This is a genomic window from Rhodanobacter hydrolyticus, assembly GCF_044904645.1.
This window is the reverse complement of record NZ_JADIKK010000007.1, coordinates 145360-163856: the sequence shown is the minus strand read 5'-3', so window position 1 is coordinate 163856 and position 18497 is coordinate 145360. Positions and strand designations below refer to the sequence as shown.

16 protein-coding genes and 8 tRNA genes are annotated in these 18497 nt (G+C 64.2%); 5 read left to right on the top strand and 19 right to left on the bottom strand.

Annotated elements, in window-relative coordinates:
* The first annotated feature begins 26 nt into the window (after window positions 1-26).
* On the top strand, window positions 27-728 hold the full coding sequence (locus ISP25_RS00855; protein ID WP_192157678.1) for a PP2C family protein-serine/threonine phosphatase: 702 nt from the start codon (window positions 27-29) through the stop codon (window positions 726-728).
* Here ISP25_RS00855 and dnaQ read toward each other — a convergent pair.
* From dnaQ to ISP25_RS00840, 3 genes are read right to left on the bottom strand one after another with little or no spacing between them, the layout of a single operon-like run.
* Entirely contained in the window at window positions 720-1463 is a 744-nt protein-coding gene (dnaQ, locus tag ISP25_RS00850) for a DNA polymerase III subunit epsilon (protein ID WP_404611620.1), read from the bottom strand. The two genes, ISP25_RS00855 and dnaQ, sit on opposite strands and share 9 nt — an antisense overlap.
* Window positions 1460-1906 (bottom strand): ribonuclease HI, encoded by a 447-nt coding sequence (gene rnhA / locus ISP25_RS00845; protein ID WP_192157681.1) that lies wholly within the window; start codon window positions 1904-1906, stop codon window positions 1460-1462. The genes dnaQ and rnhA overlap by 4 nt, the downstream gene beginning before the upstream one ends.
* A 14-nt stretch (window positions 1907-1920) precedes the next feature.
* Entirely contained in the window at window positions 1921-2601 is a 681-nt protein-coding gene (locus ISP25_RS00840; RefSeq protein WP_192157683.1) for a class I SAM-dependent methyltransferase, read from the bottom strand.
* A 224-nt stretch (window positions 2602-2825) separates the two neighbouring features.
* Between ISP25_RS00840 and gloB the strand changes: the two genes are divergently transcribed.
* Window positions 2826-3593 (top strand): hydroxyacylglutathione hydrolase, encoded by a 768-nt coding sequence (gloB, locus tag ISP25_RS00835; RefSeq protein WP_404611617.1) that lies wholly within the window; start codon window positions 2826-2828, stop codon window positions 3591-3593.
* Window positions 3590-4834, top strand: coding sequence for a transglycosylase SLT domain-containing protein (locus ISP25_RS00830; protein WP_404611615.1), 1245 nt, complete (start codon window positions 3590-3592; stop codon window positions 4832-4834). The genes gloB and ISP25_RS00830 overlap by 4 nt, the downstream gene beginning before the upstream one ends.
* Window positions 4835-4919: 85 nt before the next feature.
* Here the strand turns inward: ISP25_RS00830 and ISP25_RS00825 are convergent, their stop codons facing one another.
* The 16 genes from ISP25_RS00825 to rlmE form a co-directional block, all read right to left on the bottom strand.
* Complete coding sequence (locus ISP25_RS00825; RefSeq protein WP_404611613.1) at window positions 4920-6824, bottom strand: SurA N-terminal domain-containing protein; 1905 nt, start codon at window positions 6822-6824, stop codon at window positions 4920-4922.
* Between the two features lie 125 nt (window positions 6825-6949).
* A tRNA-Asp gene (locus ISP25_RS00820) sits at window positions 6950-7026 on the bottom strand.
* Between the two features lie 9 nt (window positions 7027-7035).
* Window positions 7036-7110 (bottom strand) — tRNA-Val (locus ISP25_RS00815).
* A 19-nt stretch (window positions 7111-7129) separates the two neighbouring features.
* Window positions 7130-7402 carry an HU family DNA-binding protein gene (locus tag ISP25_RS00810; RefSeq protein ID WP_192106112.1) on the bottom strand — a complete coding sequence of 91 codons (273 nt, stop codon included), beginning with the start codon at window positions 7400-7402 and terminating at the stop codon, window positions 7130-7132.
* Between the two features lie 334 nt (window positions 7403-7736).
* The gene (lon, locus tag ISP25_RS00805) at window positions 7737-10229 is read right to left on the bottom strand and encodes an endopeptidase La (RefSeq protein WP_404611610.1); all 2493 of its coding nucleotides are present in this window, start codon (window positions 10227-10229) and stop codon (window positions 7737-7739) included.
* A 219-nt stretch (window positions 10230-10448) separates the two neighbouring features.
* Complete coding sequence (clpX, locus tag ISP25_RS00800; RefSeq protein WP_192157691.1) at window positions 10449-11741, bottom strand: ATP-dependent Clp protease ATP-binding subunit ClpX; 1293 nt, start codon at window positions 11739-11741, stop codon at window positions 10449-10451.
* 167 nt (window positions 11742-11908) lie between these two features.
* Complete coding sequence (gene clpP / locus ISP25_RS00795) at window positions 11909-12532, bottom strand: ATP-dependent Clp endopeptidase proteolytic subunit ClpP (protein WP_192157693.1); 624 nt, start codon at window positions 12530-12532, stop codon at window positions 11909-11911.
* A gap of 86 nt (window positions 12533-12618) precedes the next feature.
* A complete protein-coding gene (tig, locus tag ISP25_RS00790) occupies window positions 12619-13911 on the bottom strand; it encodes a trigger factor (protein ID WP_404611608.1) in 1293 nt (430 codons plus the stop codon).
* A gap of 83 nt (window positions 13912-13994) precedes the next feature.
* A tRNA-Leu gene (locus tag ISP25_RS00785) sits at window positions 13995-14080 on the bottom strand.
* 182 nt (window positions 14081-14262) lie between these two features.
* Window positions 14263-14338, bottom strand: a tRNA-Lys gene (locus ISP25_RS00780).
* A gap of 14 nt (window positions 14339-14352) precedes the next feature.
* Window positions 14353-14428 (bottom strand) — tRNA-His (locus ISP25_RS00775).
* 15 nt (window positions 14429-14443) lie between these two features.
* Window positions 14444-14520, bottom strand: a tRNA-Arg gene (locus ISP25_RS00770).
* A gap of 24 nt (window positions 14521-14544) precedes the next feature.
* Window positions 14545-14621, bottom strand: a tRNA-Pro gene (locus ISP25_RS00765).
* A gap of 174 nt (window positions 14622-14795) precedes the next feature.
* Window positions 14796-14872: transfer RNA gene (locus ISP25_RS00760), tRNA-Arg, on the bottom strand.
* 268 nt (window positions 14873-15140) lie between these two features.
* Window positions 15141-17096: an ATP-dependent zinc metalloprotease FtsH gene (gene ftsH, locus ISP25_RS00755; RefSeq protein ID WP_192157697.1), complete on the bottom strand. Its 1956-nt coding sequence runs from the start codon at window positions 17094-17096 to the stop codon at window positions 15141-15143.
* Window positions 17093-17743: a 23S rRNA (uridine(2552)-2'-O)-methyltransferase RlmE gene (rlmE, locus tag ISP25_RS00750; RefSeq protein WP_192157699.1), complete on the bottom strand. Its 651-nt coding sequence runs from the start codon at window positions 17741-17743 to the stop codon at window positions 17093-17095. Before rlmE ends, ftsH begins: the two co-directional genes overlap by 4 nt.
* 76 nt (window positions 17744-17819) lie before the next feature.
* On the opposite strand from rlmE, the gene ISP25_RS00745 reads away from it, so the two are divergent.
* Together ISP25_RS00745 and ISP25_RS00740 are read left to right on the top strand one after the other, a co-directional pair.
* On the top strand, window positions 17820-18116 hold the full coding sequence (locus tag ISP25_RS00745; protein WP_404611605.1) for a YhbY family RNA-binding protein: 297 nt from the start codon (window positions 17820-17822) through the stop codon (window positions 18114-18116).
* Entirely contained in the window at window positions 18116-18496 is a 381-nt protein-coding gene (locus ISP25_RS00740) for an Mth938-like domain-containing protein (RefSeq protein ID WP_192157703.1), read from the top strand. The genes ISP25_RS00745 and ISP25_RS00740 overlap by 1 nt, the downstream gene beginning before the upstream one ends.
* Window position 18497 lies beyond the last annotated feature (1 nt).

Below are 18497 nucleotides of genomic sequence, written 5' to 3'. Positions count from 1 at the left end.
CCCGCAACAGCCCTACCCAACCTCTCATGATCGAATTCGGACACGGCACCCACGTCGGCTTGCGCCGCACGCGCAACGAAGACACCTATTACGCCGACGCCACGCTCGGCCTGTTCCTGGTGGCCGATGGCATGGGTGGCCATCTGCACGGCGAGGTAGCCTCGGCGCTGGTGCGCGACAACGTGGTCGAGTTGGTCAGCCGTGGACATGGCCTGGCCGAGGCCATCCATGGCGCCAACGAATACCTGATGGCGCAACTGCTCAACCAAGGCAACAGCCTGCCCATGGGAAGCACCATCGCTGCCTTGCGCCTGGTGGACGACGGCTACGAGGCGGCCTGGGTGGGCGACAGCCGCATCTACACCTTGGGTCGCGAGTTGCGCCAGATCAGTCACGATCATTCGCTGGTGCAAGCACTGGTCGAAGCGGGCAAGCTGGACCCGGCGCACACCGCGCGACACCCGAACCGCAACGTGCTGACGCAGGCCTTGGGTGTAACCGCCGCGGCGCAATTGCACGTGGGCATGGCGCACGGCCGCCTCGCACCCGGCATGGGTTTCCTGCTGTGCAGCGACGGATTGACCGAGGACCTCGATGTAGCGTCAATCGCCCGCACCGTGGCGCGCACCGATCTCGCCGCGCAGGAGTGCGTGGATCAGCTGCTGCTGAATGCACTGGATCGCGGCGGCAAGGACAACATCACCGCGATCCTTGTGCGCTCAAGCTGAGCCGGCTTCCGCAAGGGCTGCGGGGGCTTCCAATTTGCGCCAAACGCTGGCGCCGCCTGCGCTCTTGTCCAGTGCATCGAGCCGATGCTCATGCATGGCGACCTCTTCGGCGCTCGCGCGCAACACGCGCGGACGCCCGCGAAGAACCAGGGGTGCCGCAACCATCGCGGCGGTCGACGATTCCTGCGGCTGCTCGAAAGCAAGATCCATGGCGACCTGGCCCGACGTCATCGCAAGATAGACGTCGGCCAGCAACTGTGCGTCGATCAGGCCGCCGTGCAGGTCGCGCCGCGAGTTGTCCACACCGAGGCGTTTGCACAAGGCATCCAGGCTGTTGCGCTGGCCAGGATAGCGTTCGCGCGCCATGGCCAGCGTGTCGAGCACGCTGCAACGATCGCCGATGCTGCCGAAACTGTCGCCCAGTCGCGCCAGCTCGGCATTGAGGAAGCCCACGTCGAAGCTGGCGTTGTGGATGATGAGTTCGGCGCCGTCGATGAAGGCGAGGAAATCGTCCACCTTGTCGGCAAAGAGCGGCTTGTCCACGAGGAAGTCATCGCGGATGCCGGTGACCTGGCTGGCGCCTTCGTCCATCGCGCGTTGCGGATTGAGGTAGGTTTGCCAGTGCCGGCCGGTGAGGCGACGGCCCAGCATTTCCACGCAGGCGATCTCGACCAGCCGGTGCCCCTGGCGCACCTCGAGGCCGGTGGTTTCCGTATCCAGCACCACCTGCCTCATGCGTGGCTCCTGCGTTGTTCGGCCTGCTCGCGCGCTGCCTGATCCACGCGCTCGTTCTCGACATGGCCGTTGTGGCCCTTCACCCACTGCCAGCGCACACGGTGATTGCCGGTGGCGGCGGAGAGGCGCTCCCACAAATCCTGGTTCTTCACCGGCTTCTTGTCCGACGTGCGCCAGCCGTTCGCGCGCCATTTCGGCAGCCACTGCTCGATACCCTGCATCACGTAGCGCGAGTCGGTGGTGAGCAACACGGCACAGGGCCGGGTCAATGCTTCCAGTGCACCGATGGCAGCCATCAGCTCCATGCGGTTGTTGGTGGTGTCTGCCTCGCCGCCGGCCAGCAGGCGTTCGTGCCCCTTGGCACGCAGCAGCGCCGCCCAGCCGCCCGGGCCCGGGTTGCCGAGGCAGGCGCCATCGGTAAAGGCTTGTACTTCTTCAGTCACACGGTTTTCCACAATCAAGAGACGGAATGTCGCCGCGTACCTGGCGACAGGCGCGCATTCACCGGCGCATGCGCGGGCAACGGCCGCAGCTTCAGAGGGGTGGCGATGCGCCGCTGCTTGCGCGCCAGCATCAGGTATGCACCACCCCAGCGGCTGTCGTCGCCGACCGCCTGGGTGCCGGGCCGGTACGCGCCCAGGCGGCGCAGGCTCTCGACTTCCAATCCGTCGCGTTGCAGATACTGGCGCAGGCGCCACGGCCATTGCAGCGATTGCCGCTGTCCGCGCGCGTGCCAGCGGAACCACGGTGCCCAGCCGCCCAGCGGATGCACGGCTGTCACCAGCAAGATGCCGCCAGGTGCGAGTACGCGACAGGCCTCAGCCAGCAGCGCGGCGGTTTGCGGCGCGGGTTCCAGCGCATGCTGCAACCAGACAAGATCAAAGGCTTCATCGATGAAAGGCAACGGATCGTCGGCGTGGCTGCGCAAGTCGCCACGATAGCCGTCGCGTGCGAGCCACAGGCGTGTCCATGCCATGTCCGGCAGCGGGGGCACGGCATCGTCGTCGGCCACGCCAATGCGCAGCGCACGCCGCCCCGTCTCGCGCCGCAACAGCGGCGCCATGCTGCGCCACTGCCCGCTGCGCAACCGCCGCAGGGGCGCACTGGCCTGGATATCGTCGTCGTGTTGAAGCGGCATGCATTCGATCCGACGCACGGTCGTCGCTGGAATCCAGTCGGCAGTGTAACGTTTGGAGGCGCCGCTCGTGTCGCGTTCCCGCGGACCCGATGCATATCGCTTAACTGCCCACGCCCCTTAACGACAAGCTAACGAGTTGCCGCAACAGGCTGTTTATAGTCGGAAGCTTCACGCACGCCGGGACGGCTGCGTCTGCACGTTCGACCAACGCAGCGGAGCATGCCGTGCACCTCGTACCGTTACCGGCACTGGCCGACAACTACATCTGGCTGCTGCACGACGACGCAGGCAACGCCATCGTCGTCGATCCCGGCGATGACGCACCGGTGGAGCAGGCACTGGCCTCACGGGGGCTGCGGCTGCGCGCGATACTGTTGACGCACCACCATGCTGATCACATCGGCGGTGCGGCCGCGCTGCGCCAACGACATGGCGCCTCCGTGTACGCGCCCGAGGATGCGCACATCGAGGCAGCCACCGTGCGCGTGCGCGACGGCGAGAGCATCGCCCTTTCGGAGCCGCGAGCCAACTACAAGGTAATCGCCGTTCCGGGCCATACGCTGAGTCACGTGGCCTACTACGGCGAAGGCGTGCTGCTGGCCGGCGACACCCTTTTCAGCATGGGCTGCGGCCGGCTGTTCGAAGGTACGCCTGCGCAGATGCTGGCGTCGCTGGATCGTCTTGCCGCGTTGCCGGCCGCCACCCTGCTCTGTTGCGGGCACGAATACACGGCGGCCAATGGCCGCTTCGCCCACGAAATCGAACCCGGCAATGCCGCGCTGTCGGCACGCCGGCAGGAGGTGGCCGCGCTTCGCGCCCGGCAGCACCCCAGCCTGCCCGTGACCATGGCCAGCGAGTTGGCGACCAACCCGTTCCTGCGCATCGACGAACCAGCCGTGATTGCCTGGTGCGAACGGCAGGTCGGCCGAGCCGAGGATCGCATTGCACGCTTCGCCTCCGTCCGCGCAGCCAAGGATGTGTTCCGCGCATGAACGTACACCTTCATCCCAAACGGCTATTGCCGCTGATAATCTCGGCCCTGCTCACCGCATGCGCCACCGCGCCGGCACCGCGCCCCTCGACGACGACACCCGCCGTCCAACCGGTAACCGCGCCCGCTCCTGCTGCTGCGGCGACGTCCGCTGCGACGGCCACGCAAGCGCCGTCAGACGACGACAACGTCTGGAATCGGTTGCGCAACAGCTTCCAGATGGCCGATTGCGATGAAGACCCCGCAGTGCTGTCCTGGGCGAAGCGCTACACGAGCAACCCGCAGCGCTTCGAGCAGCAAGTACAGGACGCGTTGCCCAAGCTGATCTACGTGCAGCAGGTGGCGTCGGAACACGGTGTGGCCGGCGAGTTCGCCTTCCTGCCGTGGATCGAGAGCGGCTATCGGCCGATTCCCGGCCATAACGGTCGCCCCGCCGGCATGTGGCAGATCATGCCGGCCACCGCAGCCGCGATGGGTCTGCGTGTGAACGGACGCTACGACGGGCGCCTGGATGTGCAATCCACCGCAGACGCGGTGATGAAGCTGCTGAGCCGCTATTACGACGAATTCCGCGACTGGCGCGTCGCCGACTACGCCTACAACGCCGGCGAGTACAAGGCGCGCCAGCTGGTGCAGGGCCACGGTCTTCCGCCGGCGGCACCAGCGATACCGCGCTGGCCGGTGCACAACATCACCCGTGAGCACCTCACCAAGTTGCTGGCCATGGCCTGCGTGGTGCGCCAACCCGGGCGCTTCAATGTCAGCCTGCCCGTACTGGCGCCCAGCCAGCACCTCGTCAAGGTGCAACTGCCGCATTCGATGCCGCTGGCGCGTGCTGCCGACAAGGCCGGCATGCCGTTGGACACATTGAAGGACCTCAATGCCGCCTTCCGCAACGACATCGCGGATGCCAGCGTGGCCTCCTACTTGATGATGCCGGCAAACCACGCGCAGCAGTTCCACGATGCGCTGCTTGCCCAGGCCATGAACGCCGGTGATTCGACCGATGGCGGCTTCGCGAACAGCTTCGCCGCCGCCGAGAGCGGCCCCGCGTCGTCGCCCAATGCGACGGGTTCGAGACCGGCCACGCACCCCGTCACGCACCGGGTCGCGCAAGGCGAAACCCTGTGGCAGCTCGCGCACCACTATTCGGTAAGCGTGGGTGATTTGCAGCAATGGAACCATCTGCAAGGGCAGGCCATTCGTCCCGGCGAGGTACTCATGGTCAGCTCGCCGCAATAACCATGATCAACACCACGCTGTGGCGACGCATGCAAAGAAGGCGGCCATTGGCCGCCTTCTTTGCATGATACAGGGGCGCCTCGGCTTACATCCGGTCCTTGGCGATCTTGATCTCGGTGCCAGCGCGCAGCGCCTTGATCAACTCTTCGGTTGCCACGGCACCGTAGGCCTGAGTCATCTGCTGGCGCAGCGCGTTGCGCTGGTCGGATGGCATCTTGGAAAGATCCGCCCCCTGCACCTTGTCCACCGCCAGCAGTGCATAGCTGCCGTCCTGCATGTCCACCGCGGCGTACTGCGGCTTGCCGTCCGCCGGGTGTGGCAGCAGGAAGGCCTGATCACGCAGTGTCGCGGGCACGTCGGGCTGGATGCGCACCACGTCGGCCACGCTCTTCACGTTGGCGTTGTCGGAAGCGGCCACTGCCGCCAGCGTCTCGCCCTTGCGCAGGCGCGCCAGCAGCGCGTCAGCCTGTTGCTTCGCGGCGGCAGTGATGCGCTGGTCGAGGATGGTCTTGCTGATCGCGTCGTGCACTTCGGCCAGCGGTCTGGCTGCAGCAGCCACGTGCTGCGCCACGCGGACCACCACCGCGTCGTCATTGCCCAGCTCGATCAGGTTGGAGTTGTTGCCCTGTGCCAACACGTCGTTGCCGAACGCCGCCTTGATGACTTTGGGATCGGCTGCAACGCCCTGGCCGCCCTGGCGCGAGAACAGCGCCGTGGTCTTGATCGGCAGGCCAAGCGCTTGCGCGGCCGGTTCCAGCGAGGACGGGTTCTGATAGGTGTTGTCCGACAATTTTCCGGCCACTTCGTTGTATTTGCGGTCCTTGTCGCCGCTGGTCGCCTCGGCCAGCAGTTGGTCGCGGACTTCGGCGAACGACTTGGCATCGCCGCTGCGGATGTCGCGCAGCCAGAGGATGTCGTAACCGTCTGGCGTCAGCACCGGCTTGGAGATCTCGCCCTTCTTCAGCGCGAACATCGCGCTGTCGAAAACGGCGTTGGTCACGCCCTTCTGCAGCCAGCCCAGATCACCACCCTGGCGTTTCGAACCGAGGTCGTCCGAGTCCTGCACAGCGACCTTGGCGAAATTGTCCGGGGTGAGACCGGTGGCGATCTTCTCGGCCTTGGCCAGCGCGGCCTTCTGTTGGTCGGGCGTGGCGTTGGCGGGCACGTTGACGAGGATGTGCGACACCTCGCGCTGTTCGGGCAACACGAAGCGCTGCTTCTCGTTCTCGTACCGCTTCATCAGGTCGGCGTCGCTGGGCGGCGCATCCGGCTTGAGCTCGGAACCCTTCACCTCGATGTACTGCAGCGATACCTGCTCGGGATTCATGTAATCCGCGAGGTGCGCCTTGTAGTAGTCCGCGATCTGCGCATCGGTGACGCTGGCGTCGGCAGGCTGCGGCTTGGGCAGCACGGCGTAGCTGATGTCACGGCGCTGCATGCGCAGGTCGAGGTAATGGTTGATTTCCTCGTCGGTGACGATGGTGCTGGCGTTGACTGCGTTCGGCAAGGCCTGCGTGGCCAGCGAAGCACGCACGTCGTCCTGGAACATGTCGGGCGTTTTGCGCTGTTCGGCCAGCACGGTACGGTACATATTGGGGTCGAACTGGCCATTGACCTGGAACGCGGGAATGCCGGCGATGTAGTCACGCACGGCCTGGTCCGGCACGCGCACGCCCCAGTCCTCGTTCGCCTTCAACAGCAGTTGCTGGTCGATCATGCCGTCCAGCACCTTCAGCTTCATGTCCGGCTTTTCGAACGCGTCCGCGTCGAACCTGTCGCCCTGCTCTGCGCTCATCTGCTGGCGCAGCTCGTTCATGCGGCCCTGGAAATCCTGCTGGCTGATCTCGTGCTTGCCGACCTTCGCCACGTAGGTGTCGGCGCGGGACATGATGTAGCCCTCGATGCCGAAGAACGACATCGCGAAGGTGGCCAGGCCGAGAAGGACAGCGGCGGGCCATCCGTGCATCTTGTTGCGAATTGCCTGCAGCATTGCCTACCTTCCTGCGAGTGTTGTGCGGCGCACTCGGCGCGCGTTGCCTGAACCATTCAACACGACGGCTTCCCCAGCGACGTCGTCAAACAACAAGGGCGCCGCTGGGGCGCCCTTGCAAACCGTGGCGGAGCGGACGGGACTCGAACCCGCGACCTCCGGCGTGACAGGCCAGCATTCTAACCGACTGAACTACCGCTCCACAGATTTCTGGTGGGTGCTGTAGGGATCGAACCTACGACCATCGCCTTGTAAGGGCGGCGCTCTACCGCTGAGCTAAGCACCCGAAACCGAGCATCAGCCGCTCAGTTTAGGGCGTCCTTGAGCGTCTTGCCAGCCTTGAAGGCGGGAACCTTCGAAGCCTTGATCTTGATCGTCTCGTTGGTGCGCGGGTTGCGACCGGTGCGGGCGGCGCGCTTGCGCACGGTGAAGGTGCCAAAACCCACCACCGACACGTCCTCGCCCTTCTTCAGCGACTTCTGCACGACTTCGACAAACGCGTCGAACGCACGACCGGCATCGGCCTTGGTCAGTTCGGCCTTGTCGGCGATGGCATTGATCAGATCGGTTTTATTCATTGAAAACTCCCTAGTGCGTTTTGCGGCAGGCTCGCCCCGTGGCATGGGCGCGCGCAACCGCCATGGATGGTTGGTAGCCGCTGGGCGTCGTGACGCAACCCCGCATCGCGGACGCATGCAGCAGGCGCCGGGATCACGGTCCCGCCTTTATACCAGCGCCTCGCCAAGCACCGCAATACAAGCTGCAGCAAGGTTTCCGGGCGATACATGGAGGTCGCTGAAACTTTTGCATCCCGCAAAACACCTGCGGCACTTGCGGATTCTCCGGAGGCGTGAATGAACAAGGCGCCGCAGGTCGATTGACGACCCGGCGGCGCCTTGCCTGCGTGTGATTTCAATGCGGGCGGATATGCGACTCAGCCTCCTCGGCTTCCGGCTTTTCCTCGTGTGCCGTGTGCGATTCCGGTTTCGCTTCGTTCGGCTGCAGCGCGCGCTCCAATGCGATGTCCAGCACTTCGTCGATCCAGCGCACCGGGTGGATTTCCAACGACGAGGTGACATTGGCCGGCATGTCGGCCAAGTCCTTCTTGTTGTCCTCCGGGATGATCACCGTGGTGATGCCTCCGCGATGCGCCGCCAGCAGCTTCTCCTTTAGGCCACCGATGGGCAGTACGCGGCCGCGCAGGGTGATCTCGCCGGTCATCGCCACTTCCGAGCGCACCGGCACCTTGGTCAGCGCGGACACCAACGCGGTGCACATGCCGATGCCGGCACTGGGGCCATCCTTCGGCGTGGCGCCCTCGGGCACGTGCACGTGGATATCGAATTTCTGGTGGAAATCGGCGTCGATGCCCAATCGATCCACGCGCGCGCGCACCACCGACAACGCGGCCTGGATGGATTCCTTCATCACGTCTCCAAGCTGACCGGTATGCACCAGATGCCCCTTGCCCGGCACCACCGACGCCTCGATGCTAAGCAACTCGCCGCCCACCTGGGTCCAGGCCAGGCCGGTGACCAGGCCAACCTCGTTCTGCAGCTCCTTGCGGCCGAAGTCGAAGCGGCGCACGCCGAGGTAGTGGTCGAGGTTGGACGAATCCACGACCACGGCCCCCGCGGCCTTTGTCTTGCCCTTGGCTGCCTTGGCCGCCGCCACCGGCTTCGTCTTGCCCTTGGCCTTGCGCACTTCGCCTAACGTGAGCTCCTTCACCACCTTGCGGCAGATCTTGGATATCTCGCGCTCGAGATTGCGCACGCCGGACTCGCGCGTGTAGTAGCGCACGATGTCGCGCACGGCCTCCTCGGCGACGCTCAATTCCTCCGGCCTCAGGCCATTCGCCTTGAGCTGCTTCGGAAGCAAATACTTCTGCGCGATGTTGAGCTTCTCGTCCTCGGTGTAACCCGGAATACGGATCACTTCCATGCGATCGAGCAGAGGCCCGGGAATGTTCAACGAATTCGCGGTGGCGACCCACATCACTTCGGAAAGGTCGAGGTCGACCTCCAGATAGTGATCATTGAAGGCATGGTTCTGTTCGGGATCGAGTACTTCCAGCAATGCCGAGGACGGGTCGCCGCGGAAGTCCATCGACATCTTGTCGATCTCATCCAGCACGAACAGCGGGTTCTTGCTGCCGGTCTTGTTGAGGTTCTGCACGATGCGACCCGGCATCGATCCGATGTAGGTGCGCCGATGGCCGCGGATCTCCGCCTCGTCCCGCACTCCGCCCAGCGACATCCGGACGAATTTGCGGTTGGTAGCCTTGGCGATGGATTGACCGAGCGAGGTTTTGCCCACGCCGGGCGGTCCGACCAGGCACAGGATCGGCCCCTTCATCGTCGATACGCGATGCTGCACGGCGAGGTATTCGAGGATGCGCTCCTTGACCTTCTCCAGGCCGAAGTGGTCAGCGTCCAGCACTTCCTGCGCCAGCGCCAGATCCTTGCGCACCTTGCTGCGCTTCTTCCACGGCACGCCGATCAGCCAATCCAGGTAGTTGCGCACCACCGTGGCCTCGGCCGACATCGGCGACATCTGGCGCAGCTTGCCGAATTCCTGCCGCGCCTTGGCCAGCACCGGCTTGGGCATGCCGGCGTTCTCGATTTTCTTCTGCAGTTCCTCGATCTCGTTCGGGCCCTCTTCGCCCTCACCCAGCTCCTTCTGGATCGCCTTCATCTGCTCGTTGAGGTAGTACTCGCGCTGACTCTTCTCCATTTGCGACTTCACGCGACCGCGAATGCGCTTTTCCACCTGCTGCAGGTCCATTTCGCCGTCGACGAGGCCGATAAGCAATTCCAGCCGCTCCCCCACGTCGGCCGTTTCCAGCACCTTCTGCTTGTCAGCCATGCGCACGGACAAGTGCGCCGCGATCGAGTCGGCCACACGCGAGGGGTCCTCGATGCCGGACAGGCTGGCCAGGACTTCCGGCGGAAGCTTGCGGCTCTGCTTCACCAGTTGCTCGAACAGCGACACCAGGGTGCGCGACACCACGTCCAGTTCGCGGTCCTTGCTGCCATAGACCGGCTCGATAACGCGCGAACCGGCCACCAGCATGCCGCCGTCCTCGCGGCAGTCTTCGATGGAAACGCGCGACTGGCCCTCGACCAGCACCTTCACCGTGCCATCGGGCAGTTTGAGCAGCTGCAACACGCCGGCCAAGGTGCCGATCTGATGCAAATCGTCCACCGCCGGGTCGTCGATATCCGGGCTCTTCTGCGCCACCAGCAGGATCTTCCGCTCGCCCTCCATGGCACGCTCCAGCGCACGCATCGACTTGTCCCGCCCAACGAACAACGGGATGACCATATGCGGATAGACCACCACATCGCGCAGTGGCAATACGGGCAGCGCATCGAGTATGGCGCGCTTGGGGGCGTTCTTGGCCATCGGGTTTTCTCACGGCAATACGGTGGGGCGAGCCCGACACTGCGCCGGGCCGCATGACACGTCAAGTGGTGGCAAAACGGGAATTACTCAAGCGCGGCCTACCTAGGCGAACGTCCATGTTTCACGAGATTCGAGCGGACCGCCACCTGTCCCTGCACTCTTCAAAACAAAACGGCTCCGACGCGGACGCCGGAGCCGTGTTTGCATAGCCTGCGACGATCAGGCGGCGTCGCCGCCCTCGCCTGCCGCACGCTGCTGCAGGTTGCCCCGGTAGATCAGGTAGGGCTCGGCCTGACCTTCGATCACCGCGTCGTCCACCACCACCTTGCTGACGTGCTCCAGCGACGGCAGCTCATACATGGTGTCGAGCAGCACCTGTTCGAGGATGGTGCGCAAGCCGCGTGCGCCAGTCTTGCGCTTGAGCGCCTTCTTGGCGATCGCCTGCAGGGCCTCGGGGCGGAACTCCAGCTCCACCTCTTCCATCTCGAACAGCTTCTTGAATTGCTTGGTGACGGCGTTCTTCGGCTCGGTCAGGATCTTCACCAGCGCCGGCTCATCCAGCTCCTCCAGCGTGGCGATCACCGGCAGGCGACCGACGAATTCGGGGATCAGGCCGAAGCGCACCAGGTCCGCCGGCTCCACGTCGGCCAGCACCTTGCCCAGGTTCTGCGTGCGCTCCTTGCTGCGCACTTCGGCGCCGAAACCGATGCCGGTGCTTTCGGAACGCTGCTGTATCACTTTTTCCAAGCCGGCGAACGCGCCGCCGCAGATGAACAGGATGTTCTTGGTGTCCACCTGCAGGAATTCCTGCTGCGGATGCTTGCGTCCACCCTGCGGTGGCACCGAGGCCAGCGTGCCCTCGATCAGCTTGAGCAGTGCCTGCTGCACGCCTTCGCCGGAAACGTCGCGGGTGATTGACGGGTTCTCGCTCTTGCGCGAAATCTTGTCGATCTCGTCGATGTAGACGATGCCCGACTGCGCCTTCTCGACGTCGTAGTCGCACTTCTGCAGCAGCTTCTGGATGATGTTCTCGACGTCCTCGCCCACGTAGCCGGCTTCGGTCAGCGTGGTGGCGTCGGCGATGGTGAACGGCACGTTGAGCAGGCGCGCCAGCGTCTCGGCAAGCAGCGTCTTGCCTGAGCCGGTGGGGCCGATCAGCAGGATGTTGGACTTGCCCAGCTCGACGTCGTCGCCCTTCTGGCGCGACTCCATCCGCTTGTAGTGGTTGTATACCGCCACCGCCAGCGCCTTCTTGGCGCGAGCCTGGCCCACCACGTACTGATCCAGCGACTCGCGGATTTCCTTCGGCTTGGGCAGCTGAGTGCGACCGGAGGCCGCCTTTTCTTCCAGCTCTTCGCGGATGATGTCGTTGCAAAGCTCAACGCACTCGTCGCAGATGAACACGGACGGACCCGCGATCAGCTTGCGCACCTCATGCTGGCTCTTTCCGCAGAAAGAGCAGTAGAGAATCTTGCCGCTGTCACCGGAACGCCCCTGTCGGTCGTCGCTCATATTCGATCCCGCTGGTAAAACCGTGGTTAATTCAATTACGGCCCGAGAATAGCACAGGGCTCCGCACCGGCTGGCGGACGCGAAGCCCCTTGGTCGATACCGCGATGAGTGGGGCCATGGACGGCCACCCACTTGACCTTGCGATCAGGATGATCGCAAGGTCAATATCAGGCCGATTTGACCGAATCGACGGCACGGCGGTCGAGCACCGCATCGATCAGGCCGTATTCGCGGGCCGCCTCGGCGCTCATGAAGCGGTCGCGCTCCATGTCCCGCTCGATCTTCTCCAGCGGCTGGCCGGTGTGCTGCACATAGATGTCATTGAGGCGCCGACGCAGATAGAGGATTTCCTGCGCCTGGATCTCGATGTCGGTGGCCTGGCCACGGGCGCCCCCCGAGGGCTGATGGATCATCACGCGCGAATTCGGCAGCGAGAAACGCTTGCCCTTGGCGCCGGCCATGAGCAGCAAGGAAGCCGCGCTGCATGCCTGGCCAATGCACATGGTGCTGACGTCGGGCTTGATGTACTGCATGGTGTCGTAGATCGCCAGACCCGCCGTGACCGCACCGCCCGGGCTGTTGATGTACAGGTGGATGTCCTTGTCCGGATTTTCCGATTCGAGGAACAGCATCTGCGCGACCAGCAGGTTCGCCACCTGGTCGTTCACTTCGCCGACCAGGAAGATCACGCGCTCCTTCAGCAGGCGCGAATAGATGTCGTAGGAACGCTCGCCGCGGGCGGTCTGCTCGACGACCATCGGCACCAAGTTGAGGTTCTGGATCGGTTCCATGGTCTGTGCGCTCTCTGATTGATGTGCCTGAAGGGAGTATGCCATCGGGCCCGGCGTGCGCCAGACCCGATGGACGGATGCCTGTATCAGGCGCCCGCGGGGCGCATCACTTCGTCGAAGCTCAGGTCTTGCACGGTGGTGTTGGCATGCTCCGCCACCCACTCGGCCACCTGGTCTTCCATCACGCGGTTCTGCAACCCAGACATCAACTGGGGGTCGCCGTTGTAGAGTTCAATGACCTTTTCCGGCTCTTCGTAGGTCGAGGCGATCGCGGCGAGCTGCTCCGCCACACGCGTGCGATCGATCTTCAGCTCCTGCTTGCGGGCGATCTCGCCCATCAGCAGGCCCGCGATCACGCGTTTGCGCGCCATCGGCAGGGCTGCTTCGACCAACTGCGGCGGCGGCTGCTGGCCACGCGGCACGCTGCCCGCGGCCATCGCACGGGCCTCGGACTGCACCAGCATGTTCGGCACGTCCAGCGAACCATGCTTGTCGGACAGCTTTTCGGCCACCTCGGACTTCAGGCGGCCCATCAGCGCCGCCTTCAGCTCGCGCTCGAGGTTCGCCCGCACTTCCTTGCGGAAGTGTTCCAGGTCGCCATCGGCGATGCCAAACAACTTGGCGAACTCGGCGTCGATCTCCGGCAGCTTCGGCTCCTGCACCTTGACGACCTTGAAGCTGACCTTGGCAGTCTTGCCGGCCAAGTTCTCGTTGCGGAAATCCGCCGGAAATTCGATGTCGGCCTCGTAGCTGTCATCGGCCTTGTGACCCGTCAGCGCCGAGTCCAGCGCCTTGAACAGATTACCCGAGCCCAGCACGCTGCCAGCACGCTCCAGGCCTTCCGCCGGGAAGCGGTAGTCGCCAACCTGCGCGGCGTACTCGAACATCACGAAATCGCCCTCGACCGAAGCACGCTCGACCAGTTCGAAGCTGCGGCGCTGCTGGCGCAGCGTTTCCAGCATCTTCTCGATGTCGGCGTCGCTCACCGCGGCCTGCGGACGCTTGATCTCCAGCGCGGAGACGTCGATCGACGGAAACTCCGGCATCACCTCGAAGGTGGCGGTGTAGGCAATTTCGCCGTTTTCCGGCTTGCCGGTGGTGTCGATGGCGGGGTTGGCGATCGGCTGCAGCTTCTCCTGCGTCACCGCCTCGCGCAGCGTGCTGCCGATCAGGTCGGACAACACTTCGCCACGCACCTGTTCTCCGAAGCGCTGCTTGATGACGGCCACCGGCACCTTGCCCGGGCGGAAACCCTTCAGTCGCACCGTGCGACCCAGCTCCGCGATGCGCGCACCCACCTGCGTCTCGTAGCGCTCGGCGGGAAACTTCACAGTGAGCTTGCGCTCGAGCGTGCCGATGCTTTCAACCGAAACCTGCATGTCGTCTCCTGAAACCTGATTGTTGTGACACCCGACCGGGCGCCATGGCGGCAACCGTAAGCTGCGCCGAGAACCATCACTGTTGGTGCGAAAGGCGGGACTCGAACCCGCACGGGGGTTACCCGCCAGAACCTAAATCTGGTGCGTCTACCAGTTCCGCCACTTTCGCTTGTCGTGCCCGGCTTTCATGGCAGAACCCCACCCGCCCAGCCAGTACCTAAGTCGATGATTACCCTGCGCTAAAGCGGTTCATTGTACGGGCGCGCCAAGCCGCAGCACAAGCACGCAACGCATGTCGCCAGCCGCATCCGCAAAGCGAAACGCCGACCACGAGGGTCGGCGTTCCGGTGTTGGTGGGCCGTGTAAGATTCGAACTTACGACCAATTGATTAAGAGTCAACTGCTCTACCAACTGAGCTAACGGCCCTGAAACCTGAATTTTGGGGTGAACGATGGGACTCGAACCCACGACGACCGGAATCACAATCCGGGACTCTACCAGCTGAGCTACGTCCACCATGAAATCATTTAGTGGTGCGCCCGACAGGACTCGAACCTGCAACCGTCGGCTTAGAAGGCCGATGCTCTATCCGGTTGAGCTACAGGCGCGGACGCCATTTGCAGAACAGGCAGTGGTCGGGGCAGAGGGATTCGAACCCCCGACTTTTGCGTCCCAAACGCAACGCTCTACCAGACTGAGCTATACCCCGAACGAGCCCGCGACAGCCTTCATCAACGGAGCCTCGGAACACCACGGTTGATCGTACCAAGCATCAAACCGCAAGCATCGCCCAGGACACCATGCCCACCATCCCGCGGCATCGGCAAACAGCCTGTTCCGCGGCGCATGACGAAGCGCGGATGCTTCGACTTGCAGTACAAAATGGCGCGCCCGGAGAGATTCGAACTCCCGACCACCTAGTTCGTAGCCAGGTACTCTATCCAACTGAGCTACGGGCGCGCACTGAACTTATCGTTTCGTCGACCGGTTTCACTGGCCGCCGAAGCGAGGAGCGGAATTATTCAGGGTCACGCATCGAAGGTCAACACTTTTCGTGAATTTTTTTCACGTTCGCAATCCGTGCTCTGCCCTGTTCCATTCCGGCTGCGCGTCGAAACTCGCCGGGCAGGATTACCAGGCCGCTCCACAAACGACAAAGGGAGCCGTCGTGGCGGCTCCCTTTGGTCGATTCGGCACCCACTTCCGTCTGGACGTCCAGACGGCCAATTCAGACGTCCAGGCCGGAGCGGTTCTGTGTCGCCGGATCGCCCACCTTGCCCACCGTGGAGTCACCGCTCTTGGGCGGCGGAGGCGGCGGCGTGGAACCACCGCCGGCATTGCGGTTCCAGTCCGCAGGCGGCCCCGGCTGCCGTCCGGCCATGATGTCGTCAATCTGGCGCGCGTCGATGGTCTCGTACTGCAGCAGCGCCTCTGCCATTGCGTGCAGCTTTTCGATGTTGTCGGTCAACAGCTGGGTGCTGCGCGCATAGGCGCGATCCAGGATGCCGCGCACCACCCCGTCGATCTTGCTGGCGGTTTCGTTGGAAATGCTCTTGTGCTGAGTCACCGAACGGCCGAGGAACACTTCGTCCTCGTCCTCGCCATAGGTGATCGGGCCAAGCTCGTCGGACAGGCCCCATTTGGTGGCCATGTTGCGCGCCATCTTGGTGGCACGCTCGATGTCGTTTGAGGCACCTGTAGTCACCTTGTCGGTGCCAAAGATCAGCTCTTCCGCCACGCGTCCACCGTACAGCGAACACAACTGCGATTCGATCGCCACCCGGTTCATGCTGTAGCGATCGCCTTCCGGCAGATACATGGTGACGCCCAGCGCACGGCCGCGCGGGATGATGGTGACCTTGTAGACCGGATCGTGCTCCGGCACCAGGCGGCCGACGATGGCATGGCCGGCCTCGTGGTAGGCGGTGAGTTTCTTTTCGTCCTCGCTCATCGCCATCGAGCGGCGCTCGGTGCCCATCAGGATCTTGTCGCGCGCCTTGTCCAGGTGAGCCATGCGCACTTCGCGCGCGTTCTCGCGTGCGGCGAACAGCGCCGCCTCGTTGACCAGGTTGGCGAGGTCGGCCCCGGAGAAACCCGGTGTGCCACGCGCGATGGTCATGGCGTCGACGTCGGCGGCGACCGGCACCTTGCGCAGGTGCACCTTGAGGATCTGCTCGCGCCCCTTCACGTCTGGCAGGCCCACCACCACCTGACGGTCGAAACGACCCGGGCGCAGCAGCGCGGGATCGAGCACGTCGGGACGATTGGTAGCCGCGATCACGATGATGCCTTCGGTGCCTTCGAAGCCGTCCATCTCGACCAGCAACTGGTTGAGGGTCTGTTCGCGCTCGTCGTGGCCACCGCCGAGGCCGGCGCCACGATGGCGGCCGACCGCGTCGATTTCATCGATGAAGATGATGCAGGGCGCATGCTTCTTGGCCTGCTCGAACATGTCGCGCACGCGGCTGGCGCCCACGCCCACGAACATTTCCACGAAGTCCGAACCGGAGATCGAGAAGAACGGCACCTTGGCCTCGCCCGCGATGGCCTTGGCCAGCAAGGTCTTGCCGGTGCCGGGCGGGCCAACCATCAGCACGCCGCGCGGAATCTTGCCTCCCAGTTTCTGGAACTTGGACGGGTCGCGCAGGAATTCGACGAGTTCGCCCACCTCCTCCTTGGCCTCGTCGCAACCGGCCACGTCACTGAAGTTGACCTTGACCTGGTCCTCGCCCTGCAGTTTGGCGCGCGAACGGCCGAAACTCATCGCACCGCGCCCGCCGCCGCCGGACTGCATCTGGCGCATGAACCAGATGAGTACACCGGCGAACACCAGGATCGGCAACCAGCTTACGAACAAGCCGATCAGCGAAAAGCTCTCGGCAGGATCCTGACGGACTTCCACGCCCTTGTCCTGCATCTGTTTCACCACCGCATTGGTGGAGAAACCCAGCATCGGGGCCACGGTTCGGTAGCTGGTGCCGTCCTTCAGCTTGCCGCTGATGCTGGCCGGCTGGTCGGCGCTGATCACGGCGCTGGAAACGTTGCCGTTGTCCACACTCTGTGCAAAGGCGCTGTAGGCCATGTTGGACGACCCGCCACCGTGCGGGTTGAAGCTCTGGAATACGGTGAACAACACCACCGCGATGATCACCCAGAGCAACACTTGTTTCGCTGTTTCGTTCATGCGCCGTTCCCGCCCGGATGCGCCGCGGCGGCCTTGCGGCCGGTCGCCAGCGCGTACACCTCGCGCGAACGCGCGCGTGAGGCCTTTGGTTTACGCATCGTCACGCGCGAGAAGTCCGCGCGCAAGCTGCGCAGGTAATCGTCGAAGCCCGCGCCCTGGAACAGCTTGATCAGGAACGCACCTCCCGGCTTAAGCCACTGCCGGGAAAAATCCAGCGCCAGTTCGGCCAGCGCCATTGCCCGGATCTGGTCGGCCAACGCCACTCCACTCATATTGGGGGCCATGTCGGACAGCACAAGATCCAGCTTCTGCCCTTCCAGCCGCGCCTCCAGCGCCTGCACCACGGTTTCCTCGCGGAAATCGCCCTGCAGGAAATCCACGCCGGCGATGCTCTGCATCGGCAGGATATCCAGCGCGAACACCTTGCCGCTGTCGCCCAACCGTTGCCGCACCAGTTGCGACCATCCGCCCGGCGCAGCGCCCAGATCCACCACGGCCATGCCCGGCTTGAGCAGGCGGTCGCGGTCGATCAGCTCCTCCAGTTTGTAGACGGCGCGCGAGCGCACGCCCTCAGCCTGCGCCTTCTTCACGTAGACGTCATTGAAATGTTCACGCAGCCAGCCGGCGCTGCTCTTGCTGCGGCTCATGGGACAACATCGCTACAGGGGTATGGTCGCGCATGATACCCTTTGCCGCCCAATCCCCGCGAATCGAAGCCACCGCATGGCCCTCTCTCCGTCGCAGATCCGTTACCTGCGCAGCCTTTCCCATGGCCTGAACCCGGTCATCCTGCTCGGCAACAAGGGCGCCAGCGAAGCCGTGGTCAAGGAACTGGGCTCGGCGCTGGAGATCCACGAACTGGTCAAGGTGAAGCTCTCCGGTGGTGACAAGGACGAGCGACAAGCGCAACTCGACGTCCTGCTGACCGGCACCGGCGCCGAAGCCGTGCAGCAGATCGGCCACGTCGCCGTGCTGTTCCGTCGCAATGCCGACGAGCCGAAGATCGCCCTGCCCCGCTGATGGATCTCTCGCTCGACCGGCCCGATGGGTACCTGTTCGTACGCCGCGTCGGCGAGAGCGGCATCACTCTGATCGACCGCGAGCTCACTGACAGCTTCTTGCTGGCACCCGACCAAGCGGTCGAACACTGGCCGGTACACGAAATCGGCAGCCTGGGGGCCGAGCACGTCGAAACCCTGCTCGCCCTGCAACCGGAGCTGGTACTGCTGGGCACCGGTTCGCGCCAGGCATTTCCACCGGCTGCCTTCATGGCTGGCTTCCTGCGCAAGGGTATCGGCCTCGAGGCGATGGACAACGCTGCGGCCGCACGCACCTACAACCTGTTGGCCGGCGAAGGACGGCGTGTCGTCGCCGCGTTCATTCTTGGCGCTCATTCCTGAG